This window comes from Pseudomonas sp. LS2P72, from assembly GCF_054897865.1.
In genome coordinates this window covers 3,368,160-3,384,552 of record NZ_CM142708.1, presented here as the reverse complement: position 1 = coordinate 3,384,552, position 16,393 = coordinate 3,368,160, and the positions used below count along the sequence as shown (strand labels likewise).

12 protein-coding genes are annotated in these 16,393 nt (G+C 60.3%); 1 reads left to right on the top strand and 11 read right to left on the bottom strand.

Going from position 1 to position 16,393, the window contains the following annotated elements; genetic code table 11:
• Nucleotides 1-8 precede the first annotated feature (8 nt).
• Genes ACYZUA_RS15560 through nosR form a run of 5 tightly spaced genes read right to left on the bottom strand, consistent with a single transcriptional unit; the run spans nucleotide 9 to nucleotide 7,262 of the window.
• The gene (locus tag ACYZUA_RS15560) at nucleotides 9-839 is read right to left on the bottom strand and encodes an ABC transporter permease (protein WP_033062172.1); all 831 of its coding nucleotides are present in this window, start codon (nucleotides 837-839) and stop codon (nucleotides 9-11) included.
• The gene (locus ACYZUA_RS15555) at nucleotides 836-1,759 is read right to left on the bottom strand and encodes an ABC transporter ATP-binding protein (protein WP_461959561.1); all 924 of its coding nucleotides are present in this window, start codon (nucleotides 1,757-1,759) and stop codon (nucleotides 836-838) included. Before ACYZUA_RS15555 ends, ACYZUA_RS15560 begins: the two co-directional genes overlap by 4 nt.
• Entirely contained in the window at nucleotides 1,756-3,045 is a 1,290-nt protein-coding gene (locus tag ACYZUA_RS15550) for a nitrous oxide reductase family maturation protein NosD (RefSeq protein WP_461959560.1), read from the bottom strand. The genes ACYZUA_RS15555 and ACYZUA_RS15550 overlap by 4 nt, the downstream gene beginning before the upstream one ends.
• A gap of 27 nt (nucleotides 3,046-3,072) precedes the next feature.
• Nucleotides 3,073-4,995: a TAT-dependent nitrous-oxide reductase gene (gene nosZ, locus ACYZUA_RS15545; protein WP_461963996.1), complete on the bottom strand. Its 1,923-nt coding sequence runs from the start codon at nucleotides 4,993-4,995 to the stop codon at nucleotides 3,073-3,075.
• 53 nt (nucleotides 4,996-5,048) lie between these two features.
• The gene (gene nosR / locus ACYZUA_RS15540; protein ID WP_461959559.1) at nucleotides 5,049-7,262 is read right to left on the bottom strand and encodes a transcriptional regulator NosR; all 2,214 of its coding nucleotides are present in this window, start codon (nucleotides 7,260-7,262) and stop codon (nucleotides 5,049-5,051) included.
• A 201-nt stretch (nucleotides 7,263-7,463) separates the two neighbouring features.
• On the opposite strand from nosR, the gene ACYZUA_RS15535 reads away from it, so the two are divergent.
• Nucleotides 7,464-8,567 carry an IS110 family RNA-guided transposase gene (locus ACYZUA_RS15535; RefSeq protein WP_461959558.1) on the top strand — a complete coding sequence of 368 codons (1,104 nt, stop codon included), beginning with the start codon at nucleotides 7,464-7,466 and terminating at the stop codon, nucleotides 8,565-8,567.
• Nucleotides 8,568-8,970: 403 nt separating this feature from the next.
• Here the strand turns inward: ACYZUA_RS15535 and hemN are convergent, their stop codons facing one another.
• From hemN to nirB, 6 genes are all read right to left on the bottom strand, one after another.
• On the bottom strand, nucleotides 8,971-10,359 hold the full coding sequence (hemN, locus tag ACYZUA_RS15530) for an oxygen-independent coproporphyrinogen III oxidase (RefSeq protein ID WP_461959557.1): 1,389 nt from the start codon (nucleotides 10,357-10,359) through the stop codon (nucleotides 8,971-8,973).
• A 23-nt stretch (nucleotides 10,360-10,382) separates the two neighbouring features.
• Complete coding sequence (locus ACYZUA_RS15525; RefSeq protein ID WP_461959556.1) at nucleotides 10,383-11,729, bottom strand: oxygen-independent coproporphyrinogen III oxidase; 1,347 nt, start codon at nucleotides 11,727-11,729, stop codon at nucleotides 10,383-10,385.
• Nucleotides 11,730-11,845: 116 nt separating this feature from the next.
• Nucleotides 11,846-12,289, bottom strand: a complete 444-nt coding sequence (locus ACYZUA_RS15520; RefSeq protein WP_461959555.1) for a CopD family copper resistance protein — start codon at nucleotides 12,287-12,289, stop codon at nucleotides 11,846-11,848.
• 653 nt (nucleotides 12,290-12,942) lie between these two features.
• Nucleotides 12,943-13,383, bottom strand: a complete 441-nt coding sequence (locus ACYZUA_RS15515) for a CBS domain-containing protein (protein ID WP_461959554.1) — start codon at nucleotides 13,381-13,383, stop codon at nucleotides 12,943-12,945.
• 40 nt (nucleotides 13,384-13,423) lie between these two features.
• Nucleotides 13,424-13,801, bottom strand: a complete 378-nt coding sequence (gene nirD / locus ACYZUA_RS15510) for a nitrite reductase small subunit NirD (RefSeq protein ID WP_461959553.1) — start codon at nucleotides 13,799-13,801, stop codon at nucleotides 13,424-13,426.
• Nucleotides 13,801-16,362, bottom strand: a complete 2,562-nt coding sequence (gene nirB / locus ACYZUA_RS15505) for a nitrite reductase large subunit NirB (protein ID WP_461959552.1) — start codon at nucleotides 16,360-16,362, stop codon at nucleotides 13,801-13,803. The genes nirD and nirB overlap by 1 nt, the downstream gene beginning before the upstream one ends.
• Between the last annotated feature and the right edge of the window lie 31 nt (nucleotides 16,363-16,393).

Genomic DNA, 16,393 nt, shown 5'->3' with positions numbered 1-16,393 from the left:
GTGGAAATTCATGTCGCCCGGCGACGAAACAACAACCAGGCCGAGCCCAATGGCACCGCCACCCACAGCGACAGGCACAGCCAGAGCATCGAGCCCGGCATCGGCAAATCGCTGCCCAGCGTCAGCACACCCGCGGTACTGGCGCCGGGTTCAAAACCGGAGAGGTTGATCAGGCGGTAGATGTCGGCCGGATTGAGCAGCAGCAACCAGGGCAGCACTTTCGGGTTGAACTGCCCTTCGCTGAGCACCAGCAGCGCCAGCAGCGCGAGATCGAACACCAGCACGAAGAAGAACCAGACGCCCAGCGCCAGCCCGGCCGCCGTGGACTTCTCGGCGGACACACTGCTCAGCACATAGGCCAGCCCCAGAAACCCCCAGCCCAGCAACGTCGACGACGCCATGAACCGGCCAAAGGCCCAGAGCAGCAGGCTCAGTTCGACATCGTCCACCAGCACGGCGATGGCCAGCATGGCGCAGCCGAAACCGATCAGTGTCGCCAGCGCCAGGATCAACCCGTGGCCGACAAACTTGCCCAGCAGAATCTGCCCGCGACCCAAGGGGTACGTCAGCAACAGCAGCAACGTGCCGCTTTCGTCCTCGCCGACGATGGCGTCGTAGGCCAACAGCAACGCAATTAACGGCATCAAAAATGTTGCCAGACTGGCGAGGCTGGCGATGGTGGCTGGCACCGAGGTGAAACCCAATTGCCCGGAGGCCGCGGCGCCCAGCCAGGCGATGCCGATGGCCAGCACCGCGAACAACACACTGATCGCCAGCAACCAGCGATTGCGCAAACCGTCGCTGAATTCCTTGCGGGCCATGTTCCAGACAGCGTTCATACGGCCTCCCCGATCGGCGCCGTACCGGCCCGGCTCATGTAGTAGCGGTAAATATCTTCCAGAGACGGCTGATGGATTTCCACGTCGGCCGGTTCGTCTTCATTGAGCAGTTGGCGCAACAGCCCGAGTTTGCTGCCATTGAGCGCGGCCACTTCGAGCCCTTCGACGCCCCAGCGTTCGGTGACGTGCCCGGCGTTGTTCCAGCGTTGCTGCAAGGGCCCGGCGTGCTTGAGGCCGTTGGCGCGAATCAGCGTCGGCAACCCGGCTTTCTCACGCAAACTGTGCAGACTGCCGAGGGCCAGCAGGCGACCCTGGGTCAGAATCGCTGCGCGGTTGATATGCGCCTCGACGCCCGGCAAGACGTGGGAGCAGAGAATGATGCTGGTGCCCTGGCTGCGCAGGCGATCGAGCAAGCGATAAAGATCCTGGGTCGCGATGGGATCGAGGCCGACTGTCGGTTCGTCGAGCAGCAACAACCGCGGCTCGCCGAGCAGCGCTTGCGCCAGCCCCAGGCGTTGGCGCATGCCTTTGGAGTAGGTCTTGACCCGCCGATGCGCCGCACCGGCCAGGCCGACTTCCTCCAGCAGCACGTCCACTTGAGCAAACGCAGCACCTTTGAGCCGCGCGAAATGGCGCAAGGTCTCAAGACCGCTCAGCTGCGGGTAAAACGTCACGTTCTCCGGCAGATAACCGAGCAGGCGGCGCACGTGGGGATCACTGGGCAAACGGCCGAACACCCTGACCTGCCCTTCGCTGGGCTGGAGCAGGCCAAGCACCAGTTTCATGCTGGTGGTCTTGCCCGCGCCGTTGTGCCCGAACAAACCCAGCACTTCGCCTTCAGCGAGGCTGAGGTTGAGCTGATGCAACACCGTAGTGGAGCCATAGCGCTGGCTGACGCCTTCGATATCGATGACGTTCATGAGGTGGGCTCCTGGGTCAGGGTTTGAGTGGATGACTTCATCAGCGGATGACTGTCCAGCACCCCCGGCGATTTCATCACCGGAAACGCCCGCTGCACCCAGCGCAGCAACTCGATGCCGGGGCTGTTCATCAACAGGCGCACCTGCGGGTACAGCCACAGCAGACGGTCGACGTTGTCATTGGGTTCGTAAGCGATATCACCGAGGCCATCGTTGTTGCGGTCCCAGCCCAGGTAATCGCTCCAGTAATTGCCCCGGCCATCCGCCGACCATTCCTGCAAGCGGGTGGCGACGTACTTCACCTGTCGCTGGTTGCCGACAAAAGCGTTGTCGGCGATGCGGTTGTCCTCCGAGCCGGCGGTGAGATGAATACCCACGGCACTGTGCTCGAAGTGGTTGTGTTCGATGCTGTTGAACAGCGAGTTGTAGATGAACAGCGCCTTGCCCTCGGCACCGCTGATCATGCTGTCGCCGGTCGAGCCGTCGCGCACGTCAGTGACGAAGTTGTCACGCAAGGTTGAATAGGTGATGTAGTTCATCAGGATCCCGTAGTTCTGATCCTGTTCGGAGCGATTGCCGATCACCGTGAGCTTGCGGCTTTGCATCAGGGCGTAGCCGGTGCGGGTGCGGCGGGTGGTGTTGCCGATCAGCTGATTATCGTTGGCGAACATGTAATGCACGCCGTAACGCAGGTCTTCCAGGGTATTGCCCTGCAGCAGGTTGCCGTTGGAAGTGTCGATGTAAATGCCATCGCGGGTGTCGCGCACCTGGTTGCCAATGACCTTGGCGCCATGCACCGCATACAGATGAATGCCGTTGCCGCGATCTTGCGAGCGCATCGTCGGATCACCTTGAATGCGGTTGTCGATCAGGCTCACGTCCTGCGTACCGTCGACCCAGATACCGAAACCCTTACCCTGCAGGTGATTGCCTTTTATTAGCGCTCCATGGGCTTTTGGCTGGACAAACACCGCTGCATTCATGGCCGTGAGGTCGTGCCCCCAGTCCAGAAAGGTGCAGCCCTCGATGCCGACATCCGGCGCACTGATGATCAGACCGTTGCCCTGCCCCTCGCCCTGAAATACCGCGCCCGGCTCGCAGACAATCTGCATCGGTTGATCGACGCTGAACGAGCCACGGTACTCCCCTGCCGGCAGGTGCCAGCGTTGATCGGCGCCCATCGTCAACGGCAACGTGGTGATGGGTTGCACCGCCAGCGCGCTGCCGGACATCAGCAGGAGCGCAAGCGCAATGACCTTCACCGGGTTTCCCTTGCTATCAGTCATTGCTTGGCTCCTGTCGATGGGCAACGGTCAGGCCTTCTCGACCTTCATGCGGCCGACCATTTCCATGTGCAGCGCATGGCAGAACCAGCTGCAGTAGTACCAATGCAGGCCGGCCTTGTCGGCGATGAAGGTGATCGATGCGGTCTGCTGCGGGCTGATCTCCATGCTCACGCCATGGTTGGTCATCACGAAGCCGTGGGTCACGTCTTCAATCTGGTCGATGTTGGTGATGGTCACCGTGACCTCGTTGCCCTGCTTGACGGTGAATTCCGGCAGGCCGTAGGCCGGGGCCATCGAGGTCATGTAGACGCGGACTTTGTTACCGTCGCGGATGACCTTGTTGTCGGTCTCCAGCTTGATCCCGTCCTTCGCAGCGATGACCACGGTTTCGGCAAAAAACGGGTCGTTGCGGTCCCAGATCTTCTTGGTCTTGATCTGGTCGCGGCGGGCCATGATGCAATCGTGGGGTTCGGCGAAGGCCGGGCCGTCGTGCACCAGTTTCATTTCCTCGCCGGAGATATCGATCAACTGATCGTTTTCCGGGTGCAACGGGCCGGTCGGCAGGAAGCGGTCCTTGGAAAACTTGCTCAGGACCATCAGCCACTTGCCGTCGGCCTCGCTGGTTTCTGTCAGCGAGGCATGGTTGTGGCCCGGCTGATACTGCACATCGAGTTTCTGCTTGATGTAGTTGACCTTCTCGCCGGTGTACGCGCGAATCGCCTCCTCGACGTTCCACTTCACCACCTGGCTGTCGATAAACAGCGTGGTGTAGGCATTGCCGCGGCCGTCGTAGGTGGTGTGCAGCGGACCCAGACCCAGCTCCGGCTCACCGACCACCACGTCGCGCGGGTCCTTGAATTTGTCGTCGAACAGATCATCGAGCTTGGCGATGGCAATGATCGTACAGGTCGGCGAGAGCTTGCCGTTGGCGATGAAGTACTTGCCATCGGGCGAGGTATTGAGGCCGTGGGGGTTCTTCGGCACCGGGATGTAACGGGTGAACGCGCTGTCCTTGCCATCGGTTTTACGACCGTCGACCACCGGCACTTGCGAGCCGTCGAGGGTGATGAACTTGCCGGCCTTGATCGCCGCTTCGATGCGCGGGATGTTGAACACCACCACCCAGTCGCGTTCGTTGCGCATCATGCCGCCCAGGTCGTAGGCCTTCTCCGAGTTGTAGCAGGTCGAAGCGGCATACTTGCCGGTGTAGTCGGCGTCGGTGTTGTCCAGGTTGCCGTCGACGATGACCTGGAAGGACATCTCCATTTTCTCGGCATCGATGGCGTTGAACATCGTGTAGCTGTTCTTGTCTTGCAGGTCGAAGGTGCTGCCGTCATTGGGATGCGGAATCACGAATTCGGCATTGGCGAACACGTATTTGGTGTGCGGCACTTTTTGCAGGCGCAGCCCGTGAACCGCCTGCACATTGGGCACGGTGAGCATCTTGTCGCACTTCATGATGTCCAGACGGATACGCGCAACGCGGCTGTTGGCCTTGTCGTTGATGAACAGGTATTTGCCGTCGTACTTGCCGTCGGTCATCGACAAATGCGGGTGGTGGCAGTCGCCATTCTGGAAATGCGCGCTGTCACCCATGATCCGTTTGCTTTCGTTGGTCAGGCCCCAACCGGTGGCGGAGTCGACGTTGAACACCGGAACACGCAGCAACTCGCGCATCGACGGAATGCCCATGATCCGCACTTCGCCCTGATGTCCGCCGCTCCAGAAACCGTAGTATTCGTCCAGCTCGCCCGGCCCGACGTGGGTTTTCGATTGCGCGTCCTTGGCCGCAGCCGCCCAGCTCTCACGGGTGAACACTGCGCCACCAAGGGCCGTGGCGCCAGCCAGTACCGCGCCGGTCACCGCGCTGGTGCCCAGGAAACCGCGACGACTGAGGCCGGACGGTTCCGGCACTTCAGTGGTTTTTTTGGATTCTGTGTCGTTCATCAGGTGTTTTCCTTGAAGGGATAAAAACGGTCACTGCGGACAGGCGCTCGCGGGGTTCATTCCAGAGCGGTCACTTCCACGACAGGTATCAGTTGCACACCGACGGGTGCCGCTTTGCCGCGCTTCTTGCGCTTGTTGATCAGCGGCGGGCATTTGTTGTCGTTCTGGTAAGTCATCTGGCAATCGAGGCAGTAGTGGCACTCGTTGGCATTGATCCGGCCATCGGGATGAATCGCCTGGATCTCGCATTCCTTGGCGCACAGTTGGCAGGGTGTGCCGCAGTCCTTGCGGCGTTTGAGCCAGTCGAACAGGCGAAATTTGCTCGGAATCGCCAGCGCCGCACCCAACGGGCAGATGTAGCGGCAATAGACTTTGCGCGTGAAAATGTTGATGACCAGCAGCGCCACCGCGTAGAGCACGAACCACCACTGGCGGTCGAACCTGAGGGTGATGGCGGTCTTGAACGGTTCCACCTCGGCGAACAGTTCGGCGGTGGACATCGACTCCAGGGAGATGCCGAACAGCAGCAGCAAAATGATGTATTTGATCGGCCACAAGCGCTCATGGACCGCGAAGGGCAATTCGTATTGAGGGATTTTCAGCTTGCGTGCGGCCTCATTGATCAGCTCTTGCAAGGCACCAAACGGGCACAGCCAGCCGCAGAACACGCCGCGGCCCCACAGCAGAATGCTCGCGGCGGCGAAGACCCAGAGCATGAAGATCAGCGGATCGGTGAGAAACAGCTCCCAGCGAAAATGATCGAACAGCGCATGGGCGAAGGTCAGGACATTGACCACTGACAACTGTCCCAGCGCGTACCAGCCGATAAACACCACGGTAAAGACCAGGTAACCGCGGCGCAGCCAGTGCAGAAAATGCGGCCGGCGGGTGAACGTGTCTTGCAGGAACAGGATCGCCGTCAGCAGCAGCAACGCGGTTCCGAGTACGGCGATCTGGAAGTGTTTCTGGTACCAGATGTTCAACCACATTGGCCGACTGGCTTCCTCGAGGGCGGCCAGTTCTTCGGCGCTGGGCAGTGGGCGCTCAAGGTAGGGCTCGGGCAATTGATAGGCCAGTTCGAAGCTGCTGAACGTGCCGCTGACCGGGCCGGTCTGGCGACGTACCAGCAATTCCAGGGACCAGGGCGATCCCGGATCGAACTTCGCCGGTTCGCGCACAATGAAAATCGACATCTCAGTGAATTCCGGCATGCCTTTGGCAAACACATCCGAGAGCCGCTGATGGTCCATGTCGCGAAAGCTAATGACATTGCCGAACTGACGCAATTGCACCCGATCGAAGATCCCGCCGCGCACGTACCCCGAGCCCTTATAGGAAAACAGCCCACGACCCAGCACCGCGATAGCCTGCTCGCCGGGCTTGAGGTCTTGCATGAGGAAGCGATATTGATTGTCGCCCAATAGCGCGCGGCCAATGGTCGGCGGATTCAGGTCGGCGGTGTAGAGCTCGATAAAGGTCTCATCAACCTGATCGGCGCTGGCGTTATCGACGCCTTCGGCATCAGTGCCCTTGAAGGCGGCGTCGACTTGGCCACGGGTCAGGTTCAAGCGGCGGATGGCGCCGTTGCCGGTCAGTTGTTCCCAGGTGGCGGGCTCGAAAAAGTCCTGGCGCACGGTGGCGGGCTTGCGTGTCACACCGCCCGAGTCTTCGATCAGCTTGAGCGATACGGCCACCTCGTGGGCGGCACGCATGACGACCTCATTGACCACCATCGCGGTGACGGTTGCGCCAGCAATGGCATCGACAGTGACTGCGTTCGGGTCACTGGAATGGCCGACGACGACCCGCTGACTGACTTGGATCCCTTTGTATTTCGCGCTGAAGCCGTGAAGTTTTGCCTCAGGAATGCCAATCAACAGAATCGGCTCGTGGTGCTCCAGCACATAGGCATCCTGAATCATGCCGGTCGTGTCGAGAATCACTTGGGTGTTGATCGGTTTGCCCGAGTACGCCGGAATATCCACCACGTCCAGGCTCTGGAACACGTAGCCGAGCACCTTGCCGGCGGCGGACAGCGTGCGCACCTTGAACCGGCCTTCGGGGGCGGACACGGAATCGGTCTGAGGGAAGGTTTTCTCGATGCGCTGCTGCTCGATGTCGCCGTATTGCTTGGCCTGCGCTCCTTCGAAGGTGGCGAGCATCAGCATCAGCAGGACCACCAGCCCGACGCCCCAGGCGCGCAGGTTGCCGTGTATCGAAGGCTGATGGATTGTCATGGGTTCGCTGATTTCGAAAGGGCTTTCGGTCATGTTAGGGAGCGTTGCGCCCCCTGCCCTTGATTGAAATCAACTTAAGAAATTAGCCCCGGAAGACCGGTTCCCGGGTAATGCCGATCAGCTAAACCATTTCAGCCGCAACGCAAACCTTGTAATTGAATGGACTCGCCCACGCCGAGGCGTCAATGCGCCACGGTGGCAGTCTAAACAGCCAACGACAGCGAGGGCGAGTCCATGAAAAAGCATACTTCGATTGATCAATCCTTGTCTTCTGCCGATTTATCGGCCTGCACTACCGTGGCGGTCGACCTGGCCAAGCATGTTTTCCAGCTCGCCGGCGAAGACGCCCTCGGCAAGGTGCATTATGAGCAGCGGATCAAGTCGCGCGAGGCGTTCTATGAGTTTCTCCGCCAGCTGCCGCCTCATGTCGTGGTCCTGATGGAGACCGGCCCGGGCGCTCAAGCTTGGGCCCGGCAGCTGCAGGATCAAGGCAACCTGGCGCGGATCCTTCCTGCCGGTCTGGTGGCCAAGCATCGCAGCGGCCCTAAAAATGATCGTAACGATGCGCTGGCAATCCTGCGTGCCGGTCGCGACGAAAAGATCTGCGCAGTGCCGGTCAAAAGTGTCGCAGCGCTGGCCATGCAGGCACTGCATCGCGCTCGTCAAGGTTACGTGCGTCGCCGCACCGCCGTGAGTAATCAGATGCGCGGCCTGCTGCTGGAGCACGGGATTGCGCTGGCACAGGGCGACGTCGCGATCAGCCAGAGAATCCCGCGGATATTGGAGGATGCCACCCAGCCGGTGCCTGCCCTGTTGCGCGAGCTGATCGACGAACTGCTGGCCGAGTGGCGCCATTTGGGCGAGCGCATCAACGTCCTGACGGGACGCCTGGAAGTGGCCGCGAACGCCGACAATACAGCCAAACGGTTGATGACCGTGCGCGGTATCGGCCCCATCACCGCTACGGCGCTGGTGGCCAAGGAAACCAAGCCGGAGCGCTTTGCCGATGCTCGCATGTTCGCCGCGTACTTCGGCATGGTCCCTGATCAGCACAGCAGCGGGAAGACGATTCAACTGGGGGACATGACCAAGCGAGGCGATAGCTATTTGCGCAGCCTGATGATCCAGGGTGCCCACGCGGTATTGCAGCAGTTGCGACCTGATTCCCAACAGCCCGACGACCGCCGTTTGTTGCGCTGGATGAGCCGATTGGGCCGCAAGGACGCGGCGGTCAGGTTGGCCAATCGCAACCTGCGCATCGTCTGGGTGCTGTTACAGAATGACCAGACTTATCGTCGCCAGCCCGCCGACGGCCAGCAAGCGACGATGAGCCACTGATCCACCGAGTTCTGCCACCGAGGTACCTACTGACCAACCTGTTGCTGAAAAAACATTGACCCCTGGTAAGACCGGCGTGGATAGATGCCTAAGCTGCTAGTGGCCTTCGAGGCCTGACTGTAATCGGCATGCCACGAGCTCTTCCAATTTTGGCCAGAAGCCGACGACGGCTTCCTCGAGTAGGCCTAATACATAGATGCAACGGGGCGGCAGTTTTTTTAAAAGCGGGTAGACAGTGGGGGCGAGTCCATACATAGCAGCTGGCGAAGCCTGCGTTCGGCTGCGCAGCAGTCGTGAAATCAAACAATGCGGTGCATTAGGAACACCGTGCCGTCAGGTTTTACGACTGCTCCGCAGCCGAACGCAGGCTTCGCCAGCTGCTACAAAGAGCGTGTTTTGCCTCTCAGACCGTGCGTGAAAACTGGCCTTTTTGCTCACCACCCAGATAAGCGTCAAACGCCATTGCGGCACTGCGCATCATCAAATGCCCTTGTGGCAGCAGCACCAGTTCGTCGCGGTGAATCTGCAGCAATCCATCGCGCACATGCTCGCCCAGCTGCGCCAGCGCCTCGGCAAAGTACTCGGTGAAGCGAATGCCATGCCGCGCCTCATACTTGTCGAACGCGATACGGCCGTGGCACATCAGGTCGCTGATCACCTCGCGGCGCAGCAGGTCGTCGGCGTTCAAGCGGTAACCGCGATGCACCGGCAGCAACCCCTGATCGATACGCGCGTAGTACTGCGAAAGCTCCTTGACGCTCTGGCTGTAGCTGTCGCCGACCTTGCCGATTGACGACACCCCAAGACCGATCAAATCGCAGTCGGCATGGGTGGAATAGCCCTGAAAATTACGCTGCAACGTGCCATTGGCCCGGGCCAGCGCCAGTTCGTCCTCCGGCAAGGCGAAATGGTCCATGCCGATATAGACATAACCGGCCTCGGTCAGACGGCGGATGGTCAGCTCGAGCAATTCCAGCTTGCGCTCCGGTGGCGGCATGTCGGCGGGGCGAATCAGCCGTTGCGCGCGGACCATCTCCGGTAGATGCGCGTAGCTGTAGGCGGCAATCCGGTCCGGACGCAGCGCGATGATCTTGCTCAGGGTGACGTCGAAACTCTGCACGGTTTGCAGGGGCAGGCCGTAGATAAGGTCAACGCTGATCGACTTGAATTGCGCCTCGCGCGCTGCCGCGACCAGCGCATAAATCTGCTCTTCACTTTGCTGGCGATTGACCGCTGCCTGCACGTCGGGGTCGAAATCCTGCACGCCAAAACTCAGGCGATTGAAGCCCAACTGACGCAACGACTGAATCTGCTCGGTGCTGATGGTTCGCGGGTCGACCTCGATGGAGAACTCATGGTCATCGCTGTCATCCATGTTGAACGCCTGGTGCAGGCAGTCCATCAGGTCCGCCAGTTGCTCGCTGGTCAAATAGGTCGGCGTGCCGCCCCCCAGGTGCAACTGAGTGAGTTTGCGCGTGTTGTCGAACAAGGCCGCCTGCATCGCGATTTCACGCTTGAGGTACTTCAGGTACTCGACGGCGCGATGGGTTTTCTGGGTAATGATTTTGTTGCAGGCGCAGTAGTAACAAAGGCTTTTGCAGAACGGGATGTGGATGTACACCGACAACGGTTTCGGCGCGGCCACCTGATTGCTGTCACGGGCGGCACGCTGATAGTCGTCAACGGCAAACGCCTGGTGAAACTGCGGCGCCGTGGGGTAAGAGGTATAACGCGGCCCCGGGCGGTCGTACTTTTCGACCAGGGCGCGATTGAAATCAAATGTCGTGTTCATGATCGATCAACTCGCAAATGGGATTAATGCTTTGCACCGCCCAAATCCTTTTCAAACAGGTTGCAGATGGCATCCACTTCCGGCCGGCCGGCGGGAAGGATGCTGATGAAACGGTCTGACAATTCAATCAACCCGTTCCGACTCAGTTGCTCCAGCAACGGCCAGACGGCGGAGAAGTACTTGGAAAAAACCAGTCCGTAGCGCCTCTCGATAGCGCGGATATCCAGTTCCTGATCACAGGCCAGACGCTCCATGACCATTTGCCGGATCTGATCCCCCGCCTCGAAGCGCCAGCCTCGACACGTCGGCAATTGCCCCCTGTCCAGTTGCTGCTGATAGCGTTCAATCTCGTCGGTATTTTGCGTGTACAAATCGTCGATCTGGCTGATCGCACCCAAACCGAACCCGACATGATCGCAATAGCCGTGACGGGAGAAACCCTCGCAGGTACGGCGCAACCGGCCGCGCTCCTGGGCAACCGCCAGATCATCATCAGGCCGGACAAACTGCCCCAGACCGATGTAGTGATAACCCGCGCCAAGCAGTTGATCAAAGCAGATCTGGCGCATCGCGCCTTTATCGTCCTGGCTGCACAGTGCTCTGATTTTGTCGCCGAGCACCGGCCGATAGCGCCGTGGTGGCCGAGCATAATCGAACACCATCAGCCGGTCCGGCTCCAGCTCGATAATGCTCGCCAGCTTCAGCGCAAAACTGTCTGGCGTCTGCCAGGCATGGCCAAAGCCCAGATCAACGTTGATGGATCGAAAACCAAAGGTGCGCGCGGCATCCATGAGCGACTGGATCGGCGCCGGGTTCTGGTAGCAGGCCACCGACCTGTCACAGTCGGCGTCGATATCCGGCACGCCGATGCTGACGTGATTGAATCCCTGATTGCGCAACAACCCCATGGTCGACCAGTCGGTATGGTGAAGGTCTACCTCGACGCTGTAGTCACCGCCTTCATGTTCGAGAAAATTGAACCGGCCACGCAGATGACTCATCAGCCGCTCCAGATGGGCAGGCATGGGTGTTCCGCCACCCAGATGAAACTGCTCGACCCGTTGCTCCGCACCCAGGTGACAACCGACGAGGTCGATTTCCTGCTCCAGGTGCTGAAGGTACTGCTCGATACCGTTGTGCTCGCCGGCGCTATCGCGCGTGGCACAGGACGACGGTTTAAGGCTGGAAGGCAGTTGCACGTTCAGGGACAGCGGACGGCACTTCTGGCGGCTGACGCGCAGCGCACGGAGCAGGTCCAGAGAGCCAATACCGTCATGAAATTTTTGCGTGTCGGCATGACAGTTAGGGTCAAGCACGCCTTGATCGCACCGGGCGATTAACTCGCCAGGGTTGTGAAGTAAATCGAGCATGACGGTCTCCGAGACTGGCTGCGGATTTACAGTCTCCGGGTTTAACCATCAATGCTCCTTGATTTGCGTCAAGCGCAAGCAAAGTGTCCGCGCAACGGACCACCGGTCTGCCCCGATTACCACGTCAGGTAAAACATGCCCTTGGCCAGCAGCACGATAACGACCATGTGGCAGAACAGGCTGCCATGGATGAAGTGCAGGTATCGCGGGCTCATCCGGCCACTTTTGAACAACAACATGGCACCGAGGAAATGCAGCAATACGCTCACGGCCACTGCGATTTTCAACGCCAGCAATGTGCCGAACGATGAGGACAGTGGTGAAGCCAGGGCTGGCAAGTAGCGCAACCAGACCATGCCCAGCCCCGCACCGAACAACACCAGCAGCACCCACGGCATCAGCGAGCGGGCTCGTCGACCGATGCCCTGCTCCACCAGCAACATCACCTTGGCGGGTAGCTGTTTGCGGATGCCTTCCAGGAACAGGACTTCGAAGAACACCGTGCCGATGAAGATCAGCGCGGCAAACAGGTGCAAGGTCAGAATCAGCGGATAGATCATGGTGTTTTCGCCTTGGGTCAAGGCAACCCGCGCTATGGCGAACATTGGGGGGGAGCGCACTGGCTGTCGGTGTCTGGAGACTACAGAGGCTGCCTGGTTATGCGGTTGATACCGATCAAGAAAGCCGCAAAACCGTGTGCATATCCGTTTCTGCGGTGATGGCTGCTTAGGGTTCCGCCCTTACGGCGGGTCACTTTGGAAAAGCCCCAAAGTAACCAAAGCGCTCATGCGCCTGTCGTTCGGTGCCTCGCCTAGGCTCGGCATGCCCTCGCTCCGGTCCTGCTCCGTGGGCCCGCCGCCATCCCTGCCGGGTTGCCCACTGCGCAGAACCTCCACTCGGCCTCTCGAGGGGGCGGTGCACCGCAAAAGCGAGGCGGCCTACCGGCCGGCCTGTCTCTTCAAGCCTACGCATTTCCCCTGTGGGAGCGAACCTGCTCGCGATGAGGCCCTGTCAGTCGACATCAATGTTGAATGTAAGTCCGCCTCGCGAGCAGGCTCGCTCCCACAGGTACAACGCCGGGCTTTTGATCTTGCTTCTGATCTTGATCTGCCCCGTCGGAAGGCCGAGCGCTGGTTCTGCGCAGTGGGCACCGCGGCAAGGATGCTGCGGTAGGCGCCCCCGGCCCATGGATGGCCGATGGCGGCGGGCCCATTCAATGCCCGCGAATGTAATGCTCCAGCTGCCGAATCAAATCCGCCTGCTCAACGATAGCTTCCTTGACCAAATCCCCAATCGATAACAGCCCCATCAGTTCGCCCCCCTCCATCACCGGCAGATGACGCAGATGGCTGTCAGTCATGACCGCCATGCAACGCTCAATACTCTGCTGACTGTCAGCAGTCACCACCGGCGTGCTCATGATGTCGCGCACCGGCGTACCCACCGAAGAGCGCCCCTGCAAAACGACCTTGCGCGCATAGTCGCGCTCACTGATCACGCCGACCACCTGCCCGGCCTCGATCACCGGAAGCGCGCCCACGTTCTTTTCGGCCATGATCCTCAGCGCTTCAAGGACCATCTCATCGGGCGCGATGCTGTGCACCTGACGGTTTTGCACGACCTTTAGTTTCAGCAATTGTGCGGCTGTTTTCATAAATGCCTCCGATGCGGATACGCGATGCTGTTGGACAGGCTCAAGCTACCCCGACTTCCACCACGCCGCTGTTCAACCGCACGGGCCAGACACGCAGACGCTGTTGCGGGTACTCCAGGCAACTGCCGTCCTCAAGGCGGAAATGCTGTTTGTAGATCGGCGATGCAACCACCAGATCACCCTTGATGCTGCCGACCAACCCACGACCGATGACATTCGCCCCGGATTGCGGGTCATGGTTGTCGATGGCGTAGAGGGTCCGACCCTCGGCGTTCGGCAGGTAGAACAGCGCCACTTGTGCGCCGTCGAGCCAGACGACGACGCCGGAGTTGCTGACCAGGTCCTGTTGCTCGCACACCGTTTGCCAGGCCTCGGGGTTTTCCAGGGAATCGGTGCGTTGGGTATTGGACTGGCTCATCAGACAATCTCCTCGGTAACAGGGATAAGGTTGAGTTCCGCGGCCATGATCGGGCGCCGCTGGCCGCGTTCCTGGACAAAGTGGATGTCCGGGTCCGGGCGTTTATCGTTGACGAAGGTACGGAAGCGCTTGAGTTTTTCCGGGTCTTTGAGGGCGTTGGCCCACTCGCATTCATAGCGATTGACCACCAGTTGCATCTGCGATTCGAGCTCTTCACCCAGCCCGAGGCTGTCGTTGATGATCACGTCCTTGAGGTAATCGAGGCCGCCCTCCAGGCTTTCGCGCCACACCGACGTACGCTGCAATTTGTCGGCGGTGCGGATGTAGAACATCAGGAAGCGGTCGATGTAGCGGATCAGGGTTTCATCGTCGAGGTCGGTGGCGAACAGCTCGGCATGGCGCGGGCGCATGCCGCCGTTGCCGGCGATGTAAAGGTTCCAGCCTTTCTCGGTGGCGATCACGCCAACGTCTTTGCTCTGGGCCTCGGCGCATTCACGGGTGCAACCGGACACCGCGAATTTGAGCTTGTGCGGCGAGCGCAGACCTTTGTAGCGGTCCTCGATAGTCAGGGCCATTTGCACGCTGTCTTGCACGCCATAACGACACCAGGTGCTGCCGACGCAAGACTTCACCGTACGGGTTGACTTGCCGTAGGCGTGCCCGGTTTCGAAACCGGCTTCAATGAGCTCGGCCCAGATGTCCGGCAGTTCATGCAACTGCGCGCCAAACAGGTCGATACGCTGGCCACCGGTGATTTTGGTGTAGAGGTCGTATTTCTTCGCTACCACACCAATCGCGATCAGTTTGTCGGCGGTGATCTCACCACCGGGGATGCGCGGCACCACCGAATAGGTGCCGTTTTTCTGCATGTTGGCCATGAAGGTGTCGTTGGTGTCCTGCAACGGCACCAGCGAGGCGTCCATGATCGGCTGGTTCCAGCACGACGCGAGGATCGAGCCCACCGCCGGTTTGCACACGTCGCAACCGGTGTGACCACGGCCATGCTTGGCCAGCAGTTCTTCGAAGGTGATCACCCCTTCTACCCGCACCAGCGCATAAAGCTCCTGACGGGTATAGGCAAAGTGCTCGCACAGGCTCTTGTCGACGCTGACGCCACGGGCGATCAACTCATGCTCGAAAACCTGCTTGAGCAGCCCGGCACAACCGCCGCAACCGGTGCAGGCTTTGGTCTGCGATTTGAGCAGGCCGAGGTCGGTGCAGCCACCGTCGATGGCCGAGCAAATGGAACCCTTGGTGACGTTGTGGCACGAGCACACTGTGGCCGCTTCGGGCAACGCGCCTGGGCCCAGGGTCGGCGCGCCTTCGGACGACGGCAGAATCAGGCTGGCGGGTTCCGCCGGCAGCGCAATCGCGTTCTGCATGTATTGCAGCAGCGTGTCGTAATAGCTGTTGTCACCGACCAGCACCGCACCGAGTACGTGCTTGCCGGTCGCGTCCACCACCAGGCGACGATAGCTGGCCGTGGTTTCGTCGATGAACTGATAACTGCGCGCGCCCGGCGTGCTGCCGTGGGCGTCGCCGATGGAGCCGACATCGACGCCCAGCAGTTTGAGCTTGGTCGACATGTCCGCGCCCATGAACGGCTCGGCGGTTTCGTTGCACAGCAATGCGGCAACACCGCGCGCCATTTGGTAGCCCGGGGCGACCAGGCCAAAAATGCTGCCGTTCCACGCGGCACATTCGCCGATGGCGTAGATGTTCGGATCGCTGCTCTGACATTGATCGTCAATTACAACGCCGCCGCGCGGGCCGACTTCCAGCAAGCATTGGCGGGCCAGTGCGTCTTGCGCACGGATACCGGCGGAAAACACGATCAGGTCGGTTTCAAGGAATTCGTCGTTGGCGAAGTTCATCCGATAGCGGTACTCCTCGCCTGCGCTGATCGATTGCGTGCCGCGCGACAGGTGCACACCGACGCCGAGTCGTTCGATCTGCGCCTTGAGCGCCAGGCCACCGTACTCGTCCAGTTGCACCGGCATCAGGCGCGGGGCGAATTCCACCACATGAGCTTCCAGCCCCAGGGTTTTCAGGGCGTTGGCGGCTTCCAGACCGAGCAAACCACCGCCGACCACCACACCGCGTCGGGCGTTGCTTGCCGCGGCACGAATGGCGTCGAGGTCTTCAAGGGTGCGATACACGAGGCGCGAATCGCCCTCGGCGCCTTCGATTGGCGGCACAAACGGATAGGACCCGGTGGCCAGCACCAATTTGTCGTAAGAAATGCACCCTTGCGCGGTGATCACCTGACGGCGTGCGCGGTCGATTTCCAGGACCGGCACCCCCAGATGCAGGGTGACGCCCGGGGTCTGGTACAGCGAGGCTTCGCCGAGGGCCAGTGATTCGGCATCACGGCCGGAGAAGTACTCGGAAAGGTGCACACGGTCGTAGGCACGCATCGGCTCCTCGCTGAACACGTGCAGCCGATACTGATCAAGGGCACCGCGTTCGATCAGCTGTTCGACACAATGATGTCCGACCATGCCATTGCCGATCACGATCAGCGTTTGCAGCTTGTTCAAAGTGGCAACATTGGAATTCATAAGAGACACCCGTCGATAGCTGTTCAAAAAG